The organism is Prosthecobacter sp. (genome assembly GCF_044222565.1).
Taxonomy (GTDB): Bacteria; Verrucomicrobiota; Verrucomicrobiia; order Verrucomicrobiales; family Verrucomicrobiaceae; genus Prosthecobacter.
The window spans coordinates 321,834-340,420 of record NZ_JBGANA010000007.1; the positions used below are offsets into that span (position 1 = coordinate 321,834).

General features: G+C 53.1%; 17 protein-coding genes. All 17 read left to right on the plus strand.

The genetic code is table 11. The annotated features are described in order from the left end of the window. Window position 1 precedes the first annotated feature (1 nt). The 17 genes from ACILSR_RS12960 (at window position 2) to glf (ending at window position 18,574) form a co-directional block, all read left to right on the plus strand. Window positions 2-784 (plus strand): TylF/MycF/NovP-related O-methyltransferase, encoded by a 783-nt coding sequence (locus tag ACILSR_RS12960; RefSeq protein ID WP_395750199.1) that lies wholly within the window; start codon window positions 2-4, stop codon window positions 782-784. Between the two features lie 74 nt (window positions 785-858). Next, complete coding sequence (locus ACILSR_RS12965) at window positions 859-1,866, plus strand: NAD-dependent epimerase/dehydratase family protein (protein WP_395750200.1); 1,008 nt, start codon at window positions 859-861, stop codon at window positions 1,864-1,866. 46 nt (window positions 1,867-1,912) lie between these two features. Continuing rightward, window positions 1,913-2,926, plus strand: coding sequence for a glycosyltransferase family 2 protein (locus ACILSR_RS12970; protein ID WP_395750201.1), 1,014 nt, complete (start codon window positions 1,913-1,915; stop codon window positions 2,924-2,926). A 202-nt stretch (window positions 2,927-3,128) separates the two neighbouring features. Next, window positions 3,129-3,734, plus strand: coding sequence for an FkbM family methyltransferase (locus ACILSR_RS12975; protein WP_395750202.1), 606 nt, complete (start codon window positions 3,129-3,131; stop codon window positions 3,732-3,734). A gap of 236 nt (window positions 3,735-3,970) precedes the next feature. Beyond that, window positions 3,971-4,615 (plus strand): FkbM family methyltransferase, encoded by a 645-nt coding sequence (locus tag ACILSR_RS12980; RefSeq protein WP_395750203.1) that lies wholly within the window; start codon window positions 3,971-3,973, stop codon window positions 4,613-4,615. Between the two features lie 27 nt (window positions 4,616-4,642). Further along, the gene (locus ACILSR_RS12985) at window positions 4,643-5,782 is read left to right on the plus strand and encodes a hypothetical protein (RefSeq protein WP_395750204.1); all 1,140 of its coding nucleotides are present in this window, start codon (window positions 4,643-4,645) and stop codon (window positions 5,780-5,782) included. After that, the gene (locus ACILSR_RS12990) at window positions 5,779-7,023 is read left to right on the plus strand and encodes a glycosyltransferase family 4 protein (protein ID WP_395750205.1); all 1,245 of its coding nucleotides are present in this window, start codon (window positions 5,779-5,781) and stop codon (window positions 7,021-7,023) included. Before ACILSR_RS12985 ends, ACILSR_RS12990 begins: the two co-directional genes overlap by 4 nt. A gap of 2 nt (window positions 7,024-7,025) precedes the next feature. Next, on the plus strand, window positions 7,026-8,087 hold the full coding sequence (locus ACILSR_RS12995) for a glycosyltransferase family 4 protein (protein WP_395750228.1): 1,062 nt from the start codon (window positions 7,026-7,028) through the stop codon (window positions 8,085-8,087). Between the two features lie 25 nt (window positions 8,088-8,112). Continuing rightward, window positions 8,113-9,201: an acyltransferase family protein gene (locus ACILSR_RS13000; protein WP_395750206.1), complete on the plus strand. Its 1,089-nt coding sequence runs from the start codon at window positions 8,113-8,115 to the stop codon at window positions 9,199-9,201. Window positions 9,202-9,368: 167 nt separating this feature from the next. Continuing rightward, a complete protein-coding gene (locus ACILSR_RS13005; protein WP_395750207.1) occupies window positions 9,369-10,265 on the plus strand; it encodes a glycosyltransferase family 2 protein in 897 nt (298 codons plus the stop codon). Between the two features lie 162 nt (window positions 10,266-10,427). Next, the gene (locus tag ACILSR_RS13010) at window positions 10,428-11,213 is read left to right on the plus strand and encodes an FkbM family methyltransferase (RefSeq protein WP_395750208.1); all 786 of its coding nucleotides are present in this window, start codon (window positions 10,428-10,430) and stop codon (window positions 11,211-11,213) included. A 132-nt stretch (window positions 11,214-11,345) separates the two neighbouring features. Next, window positions 11,346-12,191 carry a hypothetical protein gene (locus tag ACILSR_RS13015; RefSeq protein ID WP_395750209.1) on the plus strand — a complete coding sequence of 282 codons (846 nt, stop codon included), beginning with the start codon at window positions 11,346-11,348 and terminating at the stop codon, window positions 12,189-12,191. Window positions 12,192-12,538: 347 nt separating this feature from the next. After that, complete coding sequence (locus tag ACILSR_RS13020) at window positions 12,539-13,498, plus strand: glycosyltransferase family 4 protein (RefSeq protein WP_395750210.1); 960 nt, start codon at window positions 12,539-12,541, stop codon at window positions 13,496-13,498. A 101-nt stretch (window positions 13,499-13,599) separates the two neighbouring features. Further along, the gene (locus tag ACILSR_RS13025) at window positions 13,600-15,048 is read left to right on the plus strand and encodes a hypothetical protein (protein WP_395750211.1); all 1,449 of its coding nucleotides are present in this window, start codon (window positions 13,600-13,602) and stop codon (window positions 15,046-15,048) included. A gap of 78 nt (window positions 15,049-15,126) precedes the next feature. Continuing rightward, the gene (locus ACILSR_RS13030) at window positions 15,127-15,843 is read left to right on the plus strand and encodes a glycosyltransferase family 2 protein (RefSeq protein ID WP_395750212.1); all 717 of its coding nucleotides are present in this window, start codon (window positions 15,127-15,129) and stop codon (window positions 15,841-15,843) included. Then, window positions 15,844-17,403 (plus strand): hypothetical protein, encoded by a 1,560-nt coding sequence (locus ACILSR_RS13035; protein ID WP_395750213.1) that lies wholly within the window; start codon window positions 15,844-15,846, stop codon window positions 17,401-17,403. Window positions 17,404-17,410: 7 nt separating this feature from the next. Continuing rightward, the gene (gene glf / locus ACILSR_RS13040; protein ID WP_395750214.1) at window positions 17,411-18,574 is read left to right on the plus strand and encodes a UDP-galactopyranose mutase; all 1,164 of its coding nucleotides are present in this window, start codon (window positions 17,411-17,413) and stop codon (window positions 18,572-18,574) included. The last annotated feature ends 13 nt before the right edge of the window (window positions 18,575-18,587 follow it).

Consider the following 18,587-nt stretch of genomic DNA (forward strand, 5'->3'; position numbering starts at 1 on the left):
AATGAAGAGTGTTTTAAAAAAACTACTGGATTTTTTGGGCGTTCGGCTCACGCGAATTGATGGCATCAAGCGCTACGACAGCGATGGGATGCAGACGCTGCACAACCATGAATTCCTAGACGATCCAAAATATCAAGTGGCTTTGGCCCGCGCATTGATGGCAGATCCGACACTCGGGTTCATGACCTGGAGACTACATGTGGCGCTTTGGGCAGCATCTCACGCCGTGAGACTCGGCGGTGACTTTGTCGAGTGCGGCGTAAACCGTGGATTTCTGGCGTCAGCTATCATGAAATACCTTGATTGGAACAGTCTTGACCGCAGTTTTTTTCTCTTTGATACCTTTCAAGGGATCGCAACCGAGTTGCTTTCGTCCGAAGAAATCAATGCGGGCAGATTGAGCTTTAATAAGCAATATAGTGATTGCTATAAAGATGCTGTTGATAACTTTTCTGAATTTCAAAGGGTGAATCTGATTCGTGGAAGAGTGCCTGAATCGCTCTCTTCAATTCATATCGATAACGTGGCTTTTCTCTCAATCGACATGAACAGCGCAAAAGCGGATGTGGCTGCGTTTGAATTCTTTTGGCCCAAGCTTGCGCCTTGCGCTGTGGTTCTCATTGATGATTACGCTTATAGTGGGTTTGAGAAGACTTACTCAAGTTTTAATGATATCGCTCAACAATATGGTGTGCCTATTCTTTCCCTTCCAACCGGGCAGGGAATCATGCTCAAGGGAGGCTCAGGAACCTTTTTGCCTGAAAATCGAGCTAAGGAAACCTGATGTCTTTCGGCGGAGCTTTTGCTGAAATGCGTAGTATTTAAAGGTGGCCACTGGAGTTAAAGTTTTTCTTTTTAATGAACAATCAAAAATCACTCAGCGTTCTTGTCACCGGCGCGGCCGGTTTTATCGGCTCCCATGTCGCGGAACATTGCCTCAAGCTCGGCTTTCAAGTCGTTGCCACGGACGATCTTTCGGGAGGCTTTCTAGCCAATGTTCCGGATGGCTGTGAGTTTATCCAGGGAGACCTTCGCGATCCCGTATTTGTCGCATCGCTCTGGGATGGGAGGCATTTTGATACGATCTATCATTTGGGAGCGTACGCTGCCGAAGGTCTTTCGCATTTTGTGCGGCGGTTCAATTATGAAACCAATCTGGTGGCCTCCATCAATCTGATCAACCAGGCGGTGAACCACGCAGCTTCCTGCTTTGTCTTCACCTCGTCCATTGCTGTCTATGGAGCCGGTCAGACCCCCATGTCAGAAGATATGACACCTAAGCCCGAAGATCCGTATGGCATTTCGAAATATGCGGTTGAACTCGACCTCGCTGCTGCCCACGAGATGTTCGGTCTCGATTTTGTGATCTTTCGTCCGCACAATGTCTATGGCGAACGCCAGAACATCGCGGACAAGTACCGCAATGTCATTGGCATCTTCATGAATCAAGTGCTGCAGGACTTGCCGATGAGTGTGTTTGGTGACGGTCTGCAGACTCGTGCTTTTTCCCATGTGGATGACGTAGCTCCGATTATCGCTCGCGCTCCGCTGGTTCCAGCAGCCCGCAACCAGGTGTTTAACGTTGGGGCTGACACGGCCTACAGTGTCAAGGAACTCGCGGAGGAAATAGCGCGTGCGTTTGCGGTGCCGTGCCAGCTTCGGCATCTGGAAGCCCGGCAGGAAGTGGTGCATGCTTTCTCCAACCATGCCAAGGTTCAGCGTGTTTTCTCGCCTCCTCCTGCGGTTACACTCAGAGACGGACTGCGGCGCATGGCCCAGTGGGTGAGGTCGCAGGGGCCTGCAACGCCGGTGCGCTTTGAGGATATTGAGGTTCTTAAAAATCTCCCACAGTCCTGGCGGCCCTGATTCAATCAGGTCTTCTATTTGCTTTCTCATTTTTCACGCCGGCACCATGTCAGCCTCGACGCCTGTTTCTTTTATCGTCAGCAATTTCAATGGCGGGAAATACCTGCCACGCCTCATCCAAAGCCTGCGTGAGCAGGAAAAAGTCGCTGTCGAACTCATTATTGTGGACCGTCAAAGCACGGATGATTCGCCGGCCTTTTACGCACAAAATCCTTGGATCAAAGTTATTCAGCACCCGCCGGAAAAGGGCCTTGTTTCAGGCTATGCAGAAGGTTTCAAGGTCGCCAGTCACGATCTGCTGTATTTTTCCAACGAGGACATGTGGTACGCTCCCGATTGCCTGAGGCTTTGCGTCGAGGCGCTGCTGAGCGATGACAAAGTGGGGGCCGTGATGCCGACTCAATGTCTTTATGATGGCAAGACCTTGCTGAACTGCGGAGTCTGGTATCAGCGAACGACTTGGTGCCGAGCAGTTCCATACCCATTTCTGAGGCCCGAGTACCACCGTATAAGTAGTACGGTGCAAGTAAGCTTTGCGAATGCTGGTTCCTGCCTCATAAAGCGGAGCGTCTATGAGGAGACTGGAGGGTGGGATGTTTCCTTTTTTCTGGACGACGAAGACACCGATCTGGGAGTCCGCTTGTGGCAGTTGGGATGGAAGTGCCTTTCAGTTCCTGCCGCTATCGTGGGGCATGCTCTCGGGGCAAGCAACGCCCAAACTTTGCCCAACATTCGCTCGAAAGTCGGACAAAAGAGATATATTCATGCTCTTTCTAACTTCATGGGGTTGGGGCTTAAGTACTTTAGCCTTAGTCACGTGCCATTAGTGTTTTTTGTGTGGCTGGACCGGAGTGTCCGTGATTTGCTCAAAGGACGCTTTGGTTTCCTGTTGTTGGATCTAAAAGCCTTGAGTCTAACGTTTCGACGTTTGCCAGATTTCTCGAAATACAGAAGCGCACATTGGAATTTAAATCAGTCGAAACCTGGTGAGAATTTTTTCAAAGACTCGGCGTTCGATTACTCGCGGATAAGGGACAATCGTGCTGAGGCCGATTCGTAAGGATACGCTCACACCTGGACGCTTTGACCCATGCTTCATAGCTGATAATGATCTGCCAGAAATGACATACCTATCTCATTTTATCCGTCGAATGGTTGAAATCTGGCGGTCAAGCCGGTTCGGAGTCGTGGCTTTGCGCCGCGGATCTTTTCAGGTCCCTTCCTCCATTCGTCTTGATGGCCGTCGGGTTCCCCTTCAACACATGGGCGATCATGGCACCAAAGAAGACTTTTTCAGCTGTTTCGTTGATGATGTCTACGGTTTGACAAAGCTTGCTCCGCAACCACGGACTATTCTAGATATCGGAGCAAACGTGGGCTTTTTCTCGTTGGCCGCCCGGGGTATTTTCCCCGAAGCTCAAATTCACGCATACGAGCCCAATCCCCGTGTCCTGGACGCGTTGCACGCAAATTCGCTCGCGGGTGGTTTTCAATTCTATCCGGAAGCGGTGGGGGCTGCTGCAGGATGGGTGTCGATGATCGACCAGTCCGATTCCAATCAGGCGCAAACTTCAGCGCTCGGAAGCGCCGACCAAGGGGGGATTGCACAGGTGGATCTAGCAACGGCCATTGAGCGGCTCGGGGGGCAGGTGGATTTGTTGAAAATGGACTGCGAAGGGGCTGAATGGGATATTTTTAAAGCCGTGGATGCTTGGCACGGCGTCCGTGAGTTGCGCATGGAATACCACCTGACGAACGGACGCACTGTCGCAGATGTTCGACACGCTTTGAACGCCCTCTCGTTTGACATCACCCGCCAGATCGACCAGCAGGGTTTTGGACTCGTTTGGGCGACTCATACGCGATGATTTAGGAGTGATGCAGCGCCGAACGCCCATCCGCAAAGGCTCCAACATCCGCAAAAACTGCGCCCCCTAGGCGGCGTCCTGATGATTGCCAACCATTCTTGAATATGTTACCCTTCTTTCGTTACCTTCCATGTGCGGTTCGACTTCCTGTTTTTTATCGGATGTTTACACACGCTGCAGCAAGCCGGCCTCAGCTCTTTGCAAGGGCGCCTTTGGCTCTGGTTCCGGAAGTGACAATGAATCTTCTTCCAAAGGATTGCGGCCATCAGCCAATTGCTTACACGGGAATCTACGAATGGCCTGTAACCAAACGCATGGCTAAGCTGGCGAGAGCGGGAGGCTGCTTGGTCGATGTGGGGGCCAATGCCGGGTATTTTTCCCTGCTTTGGTGCGGCTTAAACAGGGCCAATCACGCGGAGGCATTCGAAGCACTTCCGGCAAATGTGGACCGCCTGCGAAAGAACATTGAGATAAATGAAATGCAGGACCTCATTCGTCTGCATGCTCATGCTCTTGGAAGGACCGATGGCGTGATCGCCTTCGAAACTGGCCAGTCAGAGCAGTCGGGATGGGGCGGCATTGCATCGGCTGAATCCAAGGCAATTATTGAAGTGCCAGTGCGGCGTCTTGATCCAATGTTCAATGAAACGGATGGTCCGATCACGGTTAAAATCGACTGCGAAGGCGCTGATTCTTGGGTGATGGAAGGAGCTAAGGAATTGCTCTCGCGACCAATGGTGCGAAATGTCTTTTTTGAAGTGAACGAACCCCGGCAGTTGGCATTGGGAATACCCATGGATGCATCTCAACAAATCTTGCGGGGATTGGGGTTTTGCTGCGAGCAGATCGACGCCAACGACTGGCATGCTCACAAAAAATGAATGGGGTGGGGCCGCGCTGGCCGAGTGGTGAAAAAAATTCTTTGCTTGGACGGCGTCGAGCCAATGAATGCAACGCGCCATGTGGTCCAAATCGTCCCACGATTTTTTCCCACTGCCTGCGGAGTGGGGGATTATGCGCGCTTGCTCGCTGCTGAATGGCAGCGCCGCCCGGGCTTGGTATCAAGCTTTCTGGTGGCCGACGAGCATTGGTCCGGCTCTCAGCAGCCGGAGAGCGGAGGGGCTCGGCGAATGATGCGTTCTGTCTGTGAAGACTGGACGGACTTGGTTGGACAACCGCTCTCGGGCGTTGTACTTCAGTATTCGGGTTACGGCTATGCCCGGCGGGGGGCTCCACTATGGCTGGTGCGCACGCTGCGGTCCTTTCGAAGGCGTTTTCCGCAGGTGCCGCTGATCACGATGTTTCATGAGGTGGCGGCTGCGGGGCCGGTGTCCACGAGCTCCTTTTGGCTGCGCCCGTTACAACTCTACGTGGCCCTCTGTTTGAGAGCGCTGTCCGACAGGGAGATGACCAATTGTGAGGTGAATGCCCGTGTGTTGGAAACCCTGCCAGGAATGAAGCGCCGGAAATTGGTCGTTCAGCCGGTGTATTCCAATTTTGGTGAGGTTAGCAGTGGAGCCTCATGGGTGCAGCGAGTACGCCGAATCGTGGTGTTCAATTCCAATTTTGGCGAACAGGCACCTACTGCCAGATTTTGGCTGGAACTAGCGGCTGCTGCGGGCATCGTCACAGCCTCGACAGTGACAATGATTGGACGTCCTGTGGAGGTGCCGCCCGGATTGAGTTTTCAAGTAGTGCAGCCCGGCTTTCTGGCAGCAGAGGAGGTTTCGGCGATTCTGGCGGACTCAGCCTTCGGCTATGTGTTTCATGGCCCGCTGTTGCTGGGAAAGTCGGGCGTGTTTGCGGCTTTTGCCGCTCATGGAGTAGTGCCTTTGATTCAAACAAACTCGGATGTGCTACCGGACGGTCTGATTGAAGGCAAAACCTTTCACGCACTCCGGCACTCGCTGCCTGCCGATGCTGCCGCCTATTTTGAGCAGATCCGCCTCAATGTGCAGGCGTGGTATCTACCCCACAGCCTTGCGGCCACTGCTGAAGTCTATGGTGGCTTGCTGGATGGCCATCGACTTGTGGGAGGAGGGGTATGAGCATTCCATTGGCATCCGATCCTTCCGGTGGGGTCGAGCTTGCCTACATCGGTGTACACGAAATATTCCAGATGGCCATTGCAGCGGAGGAACTGGGGTGCCTCTCTGGTCTCCAATGCTCGGTCTTTGATGCACCGGGCAAGTGGGGGCATTTTCTTTCCCGCTTTGCCTACCTGCCTTCTGCTTTCCCCCTGGGTAGTAAGGCGCTGCCACCGGGCAAGGTTCATGAATTACCGCTGCCCCAAATGGCGCGGCAGATGATGCAGAAAGTGTTCAAACGCCGCCGTGCTGATCCGCTGCCTTACCTCCAGGCTTTTGAGCGACAGGCGGCGCGGCGCTTGCGTCACAGCAATGCCCGCATTGCTGTGGCGGCGGAGACTTGCGCACTCGGGTATTTTCGTGCGGCCAAGGAGCTTGGCATGCGCTGCATGCTGGACAGTCACGGCATTCCTGCGCCTTTTCTGGATGCTGCCGTGCAGCGGGCTGCCGCTGAATTTGATTTGTCGATTCCTCCGCCAAGTGACTCTGCCGCAATGACCGCTCACAAGGAGCAGGAACGAGCATTGGCTGACGTGATCCTGTTTTGTTCCGAACTGCAACGGGAACACTGGGTGCGCCTAGGCGTACCTGCGGAAAAGTGTCAAACCGCGCCCCTGTGGGTGGATACCGAATTCTGGAAACCGTTGCCGCGAAAAAGGAGCATGGATCAGCCTCTTCAAGTGGCAGCTGTCGGCTGCGGCAGCCTCGCCAAGGGGCTGCCCTATTTGCTTACCGCTGCTGCGCCATTGAAGGGTTCCATCTCTTTAACCTTGGTGGGGCACGTGGATGCGGTGATGTTGCCCCTGCTTCAGCGCTGTCCGGTGCCGCCCAAGCGCCTGCCTTACATGAGCCGGCCACAACTGCGTGACTTCTTCAATACTCAAGACGTGCTTGTCATGCCTTCGCTCGGAGACTCTTTTGGTTTGGTGGCCATGGAGGCCATGGCCTGCGGGCTTCCGGTGATCGTCACTACGCACTGCGGGCTGCCCGTGCCGGATCCCGCCTGGCGGGTGCCTGCGCTCGACAGTGGCGCGATCACGGAACGCCTGAACTGGTATGCAGAGGATCGTGAACGTGCAGGTAAGGACGGTCTTGAGGCCAGTTTGTTTGCCGCGCAGTTTACACCTCGGCGTTATCGAGACCAGATCAAAGCAGTGTACCGTGGCCTGCTCGATGGAATTCCGGAGGCTTCTTTACGGTGAAAATGGTGATTTATTCGCCGGCATTCCATCCGATGCTCGGGGGGCTGGAAACGGTGGTGCAAGTGCTGGCAGCGGAGTGGAGCCGTCTGGGGCATGCGGTGACGGTGGTCACGAATGCAGTGAATACTGAGCCGGACGTTTTCCCGTTCAAGGTGCTGCGCCGTGCAGGCATTGTTGAAGTCGTCAATGCCGTAAGAGGATGTGACGTGTTTGTGCATGCTAACGTGAGTCTCTGGGGTTTTTTGCCCTGGCTGCTTTGCGGTTGGCGGCGTCCCGCCTGGGTGGCAACCCACCATGGCTGGTATGAGGACTTTGGCAGGCCGGTGACCATGCTCAACCGGCTTAAAAAGTGGCTCTGCCGTTTTGCCGCCGTTAACATTTCAGTGAGCCATGCGGTGGATCAATTTCTCGGTGTGAAGGGTGTGGTCATTCCCAATCCGTATGACAGCCGGCAATTTCGCCGCCTGGAGAACATACCCAAAACGCGGGACTTGGTTTTTCTCGGTCGCCTTGTCTCTGACAAGGGAGCGGATCTGCTCATCCGGGCGCTTGCTCTTCTGGGCGAACAAGGCGTGCGCCCAAGCCTCACGATCATCGGTTCCGGTCCAGAGCGTAAGCCCTTGGAAGAACTGGCTGTCCAATGCCGAGTGGGCGACCAAATCACTTTTTTGGGGGCTCAGTCGGGAGAGAAATTGGTGCAATTGCTCAATGAACACCGCATCATGGTGGTCCCTTCGCGTTGGAACGAGCCTTTCGGTGTAGTGGCACTTGAGGGCATTGCCAGTGGTTGCACTGTGATCGGCTCGTCGGGGGGCGGACTGCCGGAAGCGATAGGTCAATGTGGAACTAACTTTCCAAATGGTGATGTCAAAGCTCTAGCTTCGGAACTGCTGCATTTGCTCAATGACTTCCCGGGTCAGATCACAAATCCTGAAATTGCTCGCGCTCATCTCGCCCAACACATACCTTTCCAGGTTGCCCAGAAATACATCGCTGTGTTTTCGTCGGCTCTTCGACAAAACTCTCCGACGGTGCTGGCTCAATGCCGAACAAGTAATAATTAAAAAAACTTCTTTATGAACAGGCTGTGTGAATCGTAATTATTACCTCGATATTCTTCGAGCCTTTGCCGTGATTCTCGTTCTCGGTCGGCATATCGATATATTTCCAACGCAGTCAGACCTCGTGCTAACGATAGTTGAATTTTGGCATAGAGGGGGGTGGGTCGGCGTCGATCTATTTTTTGTTTTGAGCGGCTTTTTGATATCAGGCCTTCTTTTTAAAGAGTATAACGTTTGGGGGCGAATTCAAATCGGGCGATTCCTTCTTCGTCGAGCCCTGAAGATCTACCCTCCATTTTGGGCTTTGATGGTTTTTATTATCTGCCTCCGAGTCATTCGGCATCAGAGTTTGGAATGGGATAAAATCGGAGCGGAACTTTTGTTTTTTCAAAACTATTGGCCGGGCATCTGGCGGCAAACATGGACGCTGGCGGTTGAAGAGCATTTCTACCTCTTGTCCGCGGTGGGAATTTTCTGGATGACTCGAATGTATCGAGATCGACCGTTTCGGTTTCTACCCGGGGTGCTGGCATTTGTGGCAGCGGCTTGCCTGTATCTTCGTATTTCAAATGCTAATCAGCATGCTTTTGAGTATATGACGCACACATTCCCGACCCATCTGCGGATGGACAGCCTGGGGATTGGTGTTTATTTGGCGTATTTGTGCCAGTACAAGTTGAGAGTTGTTGAACGCATCGCAAGACACAAGATTTTTTTGGTGGGAGTAGGAACTGCGCTGTTGTCACTGCCGTTTATAGCTGACCTTGAGTCTTCGCCCTTCATCTACACGTGGGGTTATACACTTGCCTATATTGGAAGTGCTTGCTTGGTTTTGGTGGCCGCGAATTCAAAAAATTCGACGCGCACAGGTGTTAAGGCCATAGCTTACATAGGCTCCCATTCTTATTCGATCTATCTTTGGCATATGGTAGTAGAAATTGGGGCTTCGAATTATTTTAATCAATTGCCAAAAAATTTCTTTTGGTGGATGGCATATCTTACAGCCTACATTTGCGGCTCTCTCACTCTCGGAATTTTCTGTTCTAAATGTGTCGAAATGCCAGTTATTCGTTTTCGTGAGCGCATGTTTCCTTCACGAAGTCGGTTTATGCCGTGAATGCCGGACCGATTCTATGTTTGTATGGCTACGCTCTGTCTAGTGGTAAGCAGGTTGCTGTTAAACAGTCTGTGCATCCCGAATGCTTGGTCTGCCAATCGCTTGCCTCTAGACCGGGGCATTGGCTGCTGTTGTAGGTGGAAACATGAAGGATCGAAGTTAATATTATGACATTAGGCGTCCTTGTTACGAACTACCGAGCTTGGCAAACAACTCTGGCCACGCTTGAAGCTGTGATCGAGCTTTGTCCGAATGATTCTGAACTGGCTCAGATCACTGTGGTTGATGATGCTTCGGATGCTCCTTCCATGTGGGAAAAGGATAAGCGGGTCACCATTCATTGTAATTCTCAAAATCTCGGGTACGTTCGCAGCGTGAATGTGGGAATGGCATTGATGGAGGTGGATGTTGTCATCCTGCTCGACTGTGATGCACGCCCGCTCACTGCGTTCGCACAGGAGGTGCGGCGTCAGTTCGACGTGGACCAAAAACTCGGTGCTTTGGGTTTCACCCAGACAGACGATTCACAGCTCCTGCGGCCTTCGGGTGAACCCACGCCCACATTGCTTGAGTTCCTGATCGGTCCAGCTTTTTTTAGCCGCCTGCCAGCTTTTATCGGGCGGCGGATGTTGCCTGCAGGCAGGCGTCTGTGCATCCATTCCTGTTGCATGGCGGTCCGCCGGTCAGCGTTCCTTCAGGTGGGTGGGTTCGACGAGGGCTTTGATTTTTTGGATGGGGACATGGATTTTAGTTGGTCACTGCTGGAGCATGGCTGGAATACAAGGATCACACCTGAGATCCTGTGCTTTCATCCTGGCGGCGGTAGCCCGCAAAGTACAGGTCAGCGTGTCCTGCGCTTTCATCGCAATCGATGGCGCCTCCTTTGCAAACATGGGCGTGTGCATTGGCTGGTGCCCGCCAAACTGCTTCTGATGTTGCGTCATAGCATGGAGGTGGTTGCGCTTGCAGTTATCTGTCTTACGCCATTGGCCCGGCGACTCAGGCCTAAACTCAATACGCGCTGGCAACTTCTGACTTCGGTTACGAAGGACTATGCGAGATGACGGCATCTTTTCTGTGCGCTCTGCTGATGCCCCGGTTTCGTCTCAAGTGATTTCTAGTATTATCGAAATAATTCCTGTCGAATTGTCATAAGCCTTCGTCTGTGAAAAAGTACAGCACCTCTTTTGAGATTAAATTCATTGAAATTATACATCACTCACTAAATGCCTTCAAATAACCATTTACGCCGCTTTGCCTGCTGGGTTGATCTTCGGATTCGAGAGTGTTATATCCATGTCTTGTCTCTTGGAGTAGTACGAGGGTTGATAGCTTGGTTCCGCATTCGAGTGCTAAAACAGCAATTTGAGATTTTTATCGATGTTTCAGGATTGCAAAGCCCTATCGCATTGCGCGCCGGCAGTTCAGATCTCGAAGTATACAAGAAAATCTTCATCAATCGGGAATACGATTTGCCCTTTGAACTCCAGCCGAAAACCATATTGGATCTTGGTGCCAACACTGGGCTCGCCTCCCTCTTTTTCCATATCCAATTCCCAGCTGCGCAAATCGTGGCTGTCGAACCAGACCCGGCTAATTATGCTTTGTTGCAGCGGCAACTGGCTGGCTTGCCAGGCGTCACATTGATTCAAGCGGCAGTCTGGAAAAATGATGGTGAAATCAACTTGGTTGACCCGGGTATCGGTGCCTGGGGGATGCAGGTGAACGAACGAGCCGAGGATCATGGCAATCAAGGCGCTGTGCCTGCTATCTCAATGCCTTCATTATTGAAACACTTCGTCACCGGTCAGATTGATCTCCTCAAGGTGGATATTGAAGGTGCGGAAAAAGAGGTGTTTGAATCGAGCGAAGCGTGGATTCACAAAGTTGGAGCAATCGTCATAGAACTACATGACTGCTATAAAGTGGGTTGCAGTCGCGTTTTTTATAATTCAATTAATAGTTTGCCCAACGAAAAATGGGTCGGTGAAAATATTTTTGTGTGGAAGTGAGCCACGTGGATTTACCAGATTTGAAGTCTTCTAGACTGTCTGCTACTGGATGGCTGGCGATTTAAACATTAATATTCTCTGCGTTTATTCTCCCAGTTTATCGAAGTGCCAAAACTTTAAATATATCGGGAAGTGACCAACATAAAAATTAACACCGCAGCGATTCGTGGGTGGTTGAAAACGCTATTCAACTGGTTTGTTCCGGAGCGAATCCAGGTGCTTTTTTGGTCAGTGCGATCAAGGCGCTTAAGCCATGCACGACTTCGTGAATGGGGTATGCCGGAGGTCAATGATAAGTTGCTTAAAGCTTTTGGCAATCGATGTGTGCAAGGGCTTTTTCCTGACATGGTTTTGCCGAACTTTCTTCGTAGCGAACAGATGGGCCCCTTCTTGCTTGGAACTTACGAGCAGGAAATTGCGCCCTGGTTCATTTTGCTGAAATCGCGCCAGTTTTCGATGATTCTTGATATTGGTTCTAAGTTTGGATTTTATGCGGTTGGTCTGGCACAATGGTTTCCGCCGACCCGAGTGATTGCATTTGATACGGACCCATGGGCGCAGAAGGCAACGCGCGATTTTGCTCAGATGAACAACGTTCACAACGTGGAAGCGCTGGGTTATTGCTCTCCAAAGTGGATGTCATCTCATTTGCTTCCCAATTCGCTCATCATCAGCGATTGTGAAGGGTACGAGTTTATTTTGTTTCATCCGGAGAGTATTCCGAATTTGAAAACTGCGACAATGATCATTGAATCACACGACGCTTTCCCCTGGGAGAAACACGGTAAGCTAATCGAGCGTTTTCGGGACACGCACGAGGTGGACGAAATTTCATTTGACCCGGGTGATCGAAGCAAAAGAACGGGTATGGATTTGTCATTTTTAAACCCTTCTGAACTTACCTTGGCAGTAGGTGAGCCGCGTTACCCTTGGCAAAAGTGGCTGTTTATCAGACCTAAAGCGGCAGATTCCCTCTGAAAATAGAGGGGGCGCTTCCATGAAGAGCATGGCCGCGAAGCTACATTATCAATTTCGTGCAGGTTTTAATCTCTCATCTTACCGGGAATTTGAACAGTTATGCCGCCGCCCAGGCTTATGCGGAAGCTGGTATGCTGGCTGAGTTCCATACTTCCCTTGTGATTCCATGCTGGCTGCGGAGGTTGAGTGTGGGACTGGGCTGGAAAAAGGGAGTTTGGAATAGGCGTCTGTTTCCGAATGAGGTCCGCCCGATGCTGCGTGCGCATCCGTTCCCCGAATTGCTGCGACTTGCCTGCCGGAGTTCTGCCCGATTAAGAAGCAGTCCTGTGGGGAAGCGGTACGGGACCTTGGACCAGGCCGTGCGGCGTTTCGATTTAGCCGTCAGTCGGGCTGTCGAAAGAAGAAGCGGGTTGAGTACGGTGCATGCCTACATGGACACGGCAGAGCAGACCTTTTTGGCGGCACGGCAGCGTGGTATCCGCACAATTTACGAACTGCCTACCCCTTACTGGCGCTTCACCCGTGATATCGTCGCATCGGAAACTAAACACCAGCCTGAGTGGGCCGTGACGCTGCCGGTGATGGATGAGAATAGTGAGTCCATGCGGCGGCGGGATCGCGAACTGCAACTGGCGGATTGGGTGATTGTCCCAAGTGATCTGGTGCGTGACAGCCTCAACCTGGCTCCTCCTTTTAAAGCCAAGGTCCACGTAGTCCCCTATGGCTGTCCGGAGTTTCCAGTTCCGATCTCCGATCTCCCTTCGCCCGTGGCGCAGCCGCATTCGGTCCTTCGCGTTCTTTACGTGGGCAGTTTGAATCAGGGAAAGGGCCTGGCTTATCTGGCTGAAGGGATGACTGGACTGGAGGAGGTGGCCACGCTGACCGTGATTGGCTCGCGCACCAGCGTTGAACCCTGTGCGGCGCTCGATCGTTTTCTCTCGGCCAATCGGCACCGGTCCGGTCTCAGTAACGAGGAGGTACTGGCGGAAATGCGGCAGCATGATGTTCTGGTGCTGCCGACCCTCTATGAGGGACTGGCGCTGGTGCTGCTGGAGGCCATGACCTGTGGCATGACGGTCATCACCACACCGCATTCAGGTCTGGCGGGTTTGATCCAGGATGGCAAGGAGGCTTTTCTCGTTCCCATTCGCAACGCCACCGCCATCCATGACCGCTTAAGACAGTTGGTGGGAGATGCGGATTGCCTGAAACGCATGAGACAAATGGCTCAGGTGTGGAGCCAGAAACATTCATGGCGGCGTTACCGGGAGGATCTCCTAGCCCTAATAACGTCAGCAACCAGTTAACCCCTGCTCGCGAAAGGTGCTGTTTTTCACCTGAAATTTGCAGGCAATGACAAATTGCAGGATGAACTCAATGTGGTTCATATGCGTTAACTCCTTTTGACATGAAGCTGACTGTTCAACAAATGATGATGCTGGGTGCTTTTGGCACGGCAGTCATCGTCCTTCTGGCCATGATGAACTGGCGTAGGGCGGTCTATGCCGCTTTGATCGTGGCGCTGTTCGAAGGGGCCATTCGCAAATGGATTTTACCTCAGGCTTCGGAACTGGTTTATTTCTTCAAGGACATCATTCTGTTCGGGGCCTACATCAAGTTTTTCATGTTTCCCGATCCCGACATTCGGGCCTGGCGGGTAAACGGGCCGGTTACGCTGATCTCCATCGTCTGTATCACTCTGGTGATGTTTGGGGCATTGAATCCGAACATTGGTTCCATTGTGCTGGCCGGATATGGTCTCAAAATCTACCTCTGGTACATCCCCCTGGGCTTCATGCTGCCGCTGCTTTTCCGCAATGAGGCGGAAATGACCACAATGCTGTTCCGTTACTCCCTGTTTGCCATTCCCATCTGCCTGCTGGGGGCGGCGCAGTTTGTGGCTGGACCGGGGTCCTGGCTCAATGTGTATGCGGCTACTGATTATGTGGAAATGCAAGTGGCCACCTTTGGAGCAGGGCAGGAGGCAACGGCTCGTATCACGGGGACCTTCTCCTATATTTCCGGCCATGCTGTGTTTGTGCAGTTCTTTTTCATTTTGTCCTTGGGCTTGCTGACAGGCATCGATGACAAGCGCCGCTGGATTCTGCTGTTGGGCAATTTGCCCCTGCTGGTGGCCAATGGACTGATGGCGGGTTCGCGTGGTGCCGTGTACAGCATGCTCATCGTGGGGGCTGTGGTGGGAGCCACTTCCACTGTCTCCAAAATGAGCAAGAGCCGCAGTACCCTCCCCTACCTTCTGCTCGGCGCGGTCCTGATCATGATCGGGGTGAATGTATTCTTTAGCAAGGCATTGAAAGCTTTCGAGACACGACGCACCTATTCCGATGATACCACGCTTGGGCGAATCATGTATCCGGTCAATTCAGTACTGGAGGCGGCTAAAGAGGTGGATTTGATGGGCTTTGGCATTGGCATGTCCCATCCGGCTTCCGGAGCTATGCGCAGTGCATTGAAGATCGACCCGCCAAAAAAGCGCTGTCCCGTCTATGATGCTGAAACCGGCCAGGTTTTGGCTGAATTGGGCTGGCCAGGCTTTCTGGTCTGGTACGTTTTTCGCACAGCAATGGTCTGGCAGTGCTGGCTGGCGTTTCGGCGTTCTCCGCCTTCCATGTTTCGCTCCTTGGCGCTAGGATTTTTCTGCTACGAATTGCTCCTTTTGACGGGAAGCTTTATTCTCAACCACACCGCCAATGTGTTTGCCTGCGCTGCCTGGGGCTTTTGCATGATTCCCAATCTTGAGACACTGGTGCGGCGGGCACGGTCGGTTCCGGATCCGCTACCTCAGCGGCAGGTTCTTCGTGGGCGTGGCTCCCGTGTCCCAAGGCTGCACAGCTAGTTTTTGTGACATGTCTCATCATTTGACCATTTCCAACATGCCTTCCCAACAACGAAATTCAGTCCGATCAATTCCAGCATGAGCAGTGATCCTCCTGAGCTTTTGGTGGTGATGCCAGTGTATAATGAATCAGCGTCTGTTCGCAAGGTCGTGAACGAATGGTTTACCGAGATCGAGAATTGGACAGGAAAGTTTGTCTTCCTCGCCATCAACGATGGTTCGACGGACGGGACGGGTGACATTCTGCTGCAGTTGCGGGGAAAATTTGGCGAGCGGTTGGAAATTGTGGACCGTGAAAACCGTGGACACGGCCAGAGCTGCCTGCAGGGCTATCGACTGGCGATTGAGCGGGGGATTCCGTTTATTTTCCAGCTTGATTCAGATGGCCAATGCGATCCGCAATATTTCTTTAGATTCTGGCGGGATAGGAATAAATTTGATGTGATTTACGGGGTGCGCAAGCGCCGTGACGATGGTTGGCGGAGAGTGATAGCCAGCATGGTGCTGCGGCTGACACTTCTGGTATTCACTCGTGTGAACTGCGCGGACGCGAACGTGCCCTACCGGCTCATGCGGACGGCGGCGTGCGCCGACACGATCAACCGCATCCATGCGCAGTTCTTCCTGGCGAATGTCGGCTTGACTGTCCTCCTGCGGCACCAGCCCGGTATTATGGAGGGGCTGGTGCCAATCCGCTTCCGGGAGCGCTATGGCGGCGAGCCTTCCGTCCCTCTGGGCAAATTCGCCACGCGTGCCGTCGAAATGGTGCGCCAGTTGCGTGATCTCCTGCGTTGAATGAAGAATCCATACTCCAACCGCTGGCTGCAACTCATTACCTTCGCCGGACTGGCGCTGCTGTGCTGGAATGCCGGGAACACAACAGTCTGGGATGATGAGACCAACGGTTTTTTTCTAGCCAAGGAACCGCTACCGAAACTGTTGAAACTGATGTCTGCCAATGTCCATGAGGACCCGCCGCTGTATGATCTGACGCTGCATTACTGGCAGCTGTGGGCGGGTTTTGAACCTTTCAAACTGCGCCTGCTTTCGATCCTCTGCTGGCTGGGCGCCCTGTGGGGGCTGTTTAAATGTGGCATGCGCTGGGGCGGGGAGCGGGCTGGTTGGATAGTCCTGGCGGTGGCGGTGTGGATGCCTTACCATTGGATGTTTCCTGCTGCCATACGCTGGTATTCAATGTTTGCAGGTCTGACGGTGTGGAATTTATACGGCCTGCTGTGTGCTCTGAATCTGCCCCATGATCGATCCAGGGAACCCTTTCGATTTCATGGGCCGGCCTTTGCTGGGTATGTTTTTTCGGGAGCGGCGATGTGGTACTGCAATTACAGCGCGCCAGTGGTGTTTCTGGGGCAGGGGGCAGCCTTGTTAATGGCCATGGGGCTGAAGAAAGGTCCCTGGTTGTGGACCATTGCTGCCTGGGCGGTCATTGGCGTGTGCTATCTACCCTGGTTGCCGGTGTTTTTCCGCCAGCTTGGCCTCTCGGGCTCGGTCTTTTCATTCCCGCTTACAGCGGCTTCTCTTTATGCCATCGTGGCCGGTGAAGTCTCGACGCCGTATGACTGGTGGGTTTCGCTTCCTGTGGTCGTGTCGGCACTATCCGTCGCAATGATGGCTGTCCAAACCCGTCGAGTGACCCAGTTTCTGACTGTCGTGGTGGTGGTCATTTTGGGAGTGTTGGTGGTTAAAAACGTTATCTGGACCAAGCGCCTTTTGATTTTTACGCCTTTTTTGGCCTTGATGACGGGTGCTGCGCTGGCGTCCATCTCACGCAGCAGCCATCGTGGGCAGCAAAGGGTTAAGACGGTGTTTTTGGCTGCGGCGGGGCTCATGTTGACCGGAAGCCTTATCAATCTCGTTCGTCGTGAGGGCTGGCTCACCTACCGCTGGCTGGTCCCGACTGGACAAGCTGTGGCCGACATTGAAAGACAACAACCGGATGGCGTGATTTTGTCCAATTCGAATGTGGTGGCATTTTATTGTAAAGACCCGGTAGGTATGAATGTCGCGAGCCACTCTCCTGACCGTGTTGCAGAGATGAAAATGCTGCCCTTTTATTCAAGCTTGACCGCAGATGCGATGAGGGTGGTCAAGGACAAGCTCATGCGAAAAACCGAAGCTGTCTATATTCATGACAGTTCGAGTGTGAGCTATTCAACTGTCATGCCATGGGTTGAGAGCCAGATGCAGGCGGCCGGGTTCGTGAGGGGCGAGGTGGTGCCGATGGCCATGGCTTCTGCGAGTTACCTGAAGCACCATCCAGGCACGGGCGACAAGGCCGAACCCATCGACCGTGCTCGGCTGGTGGTGGTGCATTTTCGGAAAATCTCTGTGCCTTGATCGCCCTATGAATCCGGATGTTCTGATTGTCGGTGCTGGCTTTGCTGGACTTGTGATGGCCGAGCGGCTTTCCAACGTGCTGGGGCTGCGCTGTCTGGTGGTGGACAAGCGGGCGCACATTGGAGGCAATGCCCATGACGCCTACAATGATGCCGGGGTGCTAACGCATGTCTACGGCCCGCACTACTTCCGTTCCAACAGCACGAAGGTGGTGGACTATCTCTCGCAGTTTACGGAGTGGCTGCCGACGAGCTACGAAATCCGGTCGTTTGCGGAGGGACGCTACTGGCACTTTCCCATCAACCTTAACACCTTTGAGGAGCTGATCGGCAAGCCGGCGACGGAGGAGGAGTTCAAGGAGTATCTGGAGAACAAACGAGTGCCGATTCCCAAACCACAAAACTCGGAAGAGGTGATTGTTTCCCAGGTAGGGTGGGAGTTGTACGAGAAGTTTTTCAGGGGATACACTCTCAAGCAGTGGAAGAAGCATCCGCGCGAACTGGATGCGAGTGTCTGCGGCCGCATCCCTATTCGTACGAACCGCGACAACCGCTACCTCCAGGAAACTTTCCAGGCGCTGCCGGCAGCAGGATATCACCGCCTGTTCCAAAACATGGTTGAGGCGAGCCCTGGTGTGCAGATCATGCTTCGAACGGATTACCGGGAGCTGCTGCTGCACGTAAAGTTTCGCCACATGGTGTACACCGGGCCGGTGGATGAGTATTTTGACTGCCGGTTTGGCGCGCTGCCTTATCGCTCGTTGCGATTCGAGACGAAGTCGTTTGAAGGTGATGAACTGGCATCACGGTCAGGCATTGCAGGCAAGCAGGGATTCTGGCAGCCTGCGATGCAGGTCAATTATCCGAACGAGCATGATTACACCCGAATCGTGGAGATCAAGCATGCCACGCGACAACGCTGTGAGAACACATCCATTGTTTATGAATACCCGGACGATTACCGGTCGGGGAAGGAGCCCTACTATCCTGTGCCGACGGCGGAGAACAGCCGGCTGTATGCTCAGTATGCAGAACTTGCGGCGACGACGGCGGGGGTGAGTTTCATCGGGAGACTGGCGACCTATCGCTATTATAACATGGATCAGGTGGTGGGCATGGCCCTGCATGAGTTTGAAAAGGTGCAGCCGTTGCTGAATGCGAAACCATACTGAAACTACGGGGGGA

Excerpts from the sequence above, each read along its gene's own strand:
- ACILSR_RS12975 (WP_395750202.1), top strand. The coding sequence starts at position 3,129 with ATGGGCGATCATGGCACCAAAGAAGACTTTTTCAGCTGTTTCGTTGAT.
- ACILSR_RS13035 (WP_395750213.1), top strand. The coding sequence starts at position 15,844 with ATGAAGAATCCATACTCCAACCGCTGGCTGCAACTCATTACCTTCGCC.
- ACILSR_RS12970 (WP_395750201.1), top strand. The coding sequence starts at position 1,913 with ATGTCAGCCTCGACGCCTGTTTCTTTTATCGTCAGCAATTTCAATGGC.
- ACILSR_RS12960 (WP_395750199.1), top strand. The coding sequence starts at position 2 with ATGAAGAGTGTTTTAAAAAAACTACTGGATTTTTTGGGCGTTCGGCTC.
- ACILSR_RS12965 (WP_395750200.1), top strand. The coding sequence starts at position 859 with ATGAACAATCAAAAATCACTCAGCGTTCTTGTCACCGGCGCGGCCGGT.
- ACILSR_RS13010 (WP_395750208.1), top strand. The coding sequence starts at position 10,428 with ATGCCTTCAAATAACCATTTACGCCGCTTTGCCTGCTGGGTTGATCTT.
- ACILSR_RS12990 (WP_395750205.1), top strand. The coding sequence starts at position 5,779 with ATGAGCATTCCATTGGCATCCGATCCTTCCGGTGGGGTCGAGCTTGCC.
- ACILSR_RS13005 (WP_395750207.1), top strand. The coding sequence starts at position 9,369 with ATGACATTAGGCGTCCTTGTTACGAACTACCGAGCTTGGCAAACAACT.
- ACILSR_RS12995 (WP_395750228.1), top strand. The coding sequence starts at position 7,026 with ATGGTGATTTATTCGCCGGCATTCCATCCGATGCTCGGGGGGCTGGAA.
- ACILSR_RS13025 (WP_395750211.1), top strand. The coding sequence starts at position 13,600 with ATGAAGCTGACTGTTCAACAAATGATGATGCTGGGTGCTTTTGGCACG.
- ACILSR_RS13030 (WP_395750212.1), top strand. The coding sequence starts at position 15,127 with ATGAGCAGTGATCCTCCTGAGCTTTTGGTGGTGATGCCAGTGTATAAT.
- glf (WP_395750214.1), top strand. The coding sequence starts at position 17,411 with ATGAATCCGGATGTTCTGATTGTCGGTGCTGGCTTTGCTGGACTTGTG.
- ACILSR_RS12980 (WP_395750203.1), top strand. The coding sequence starts at position 3,971 with ATGAATCTTCTTCCAAAGGATTGCGGCCATCAGCCAATTGCTTACACG.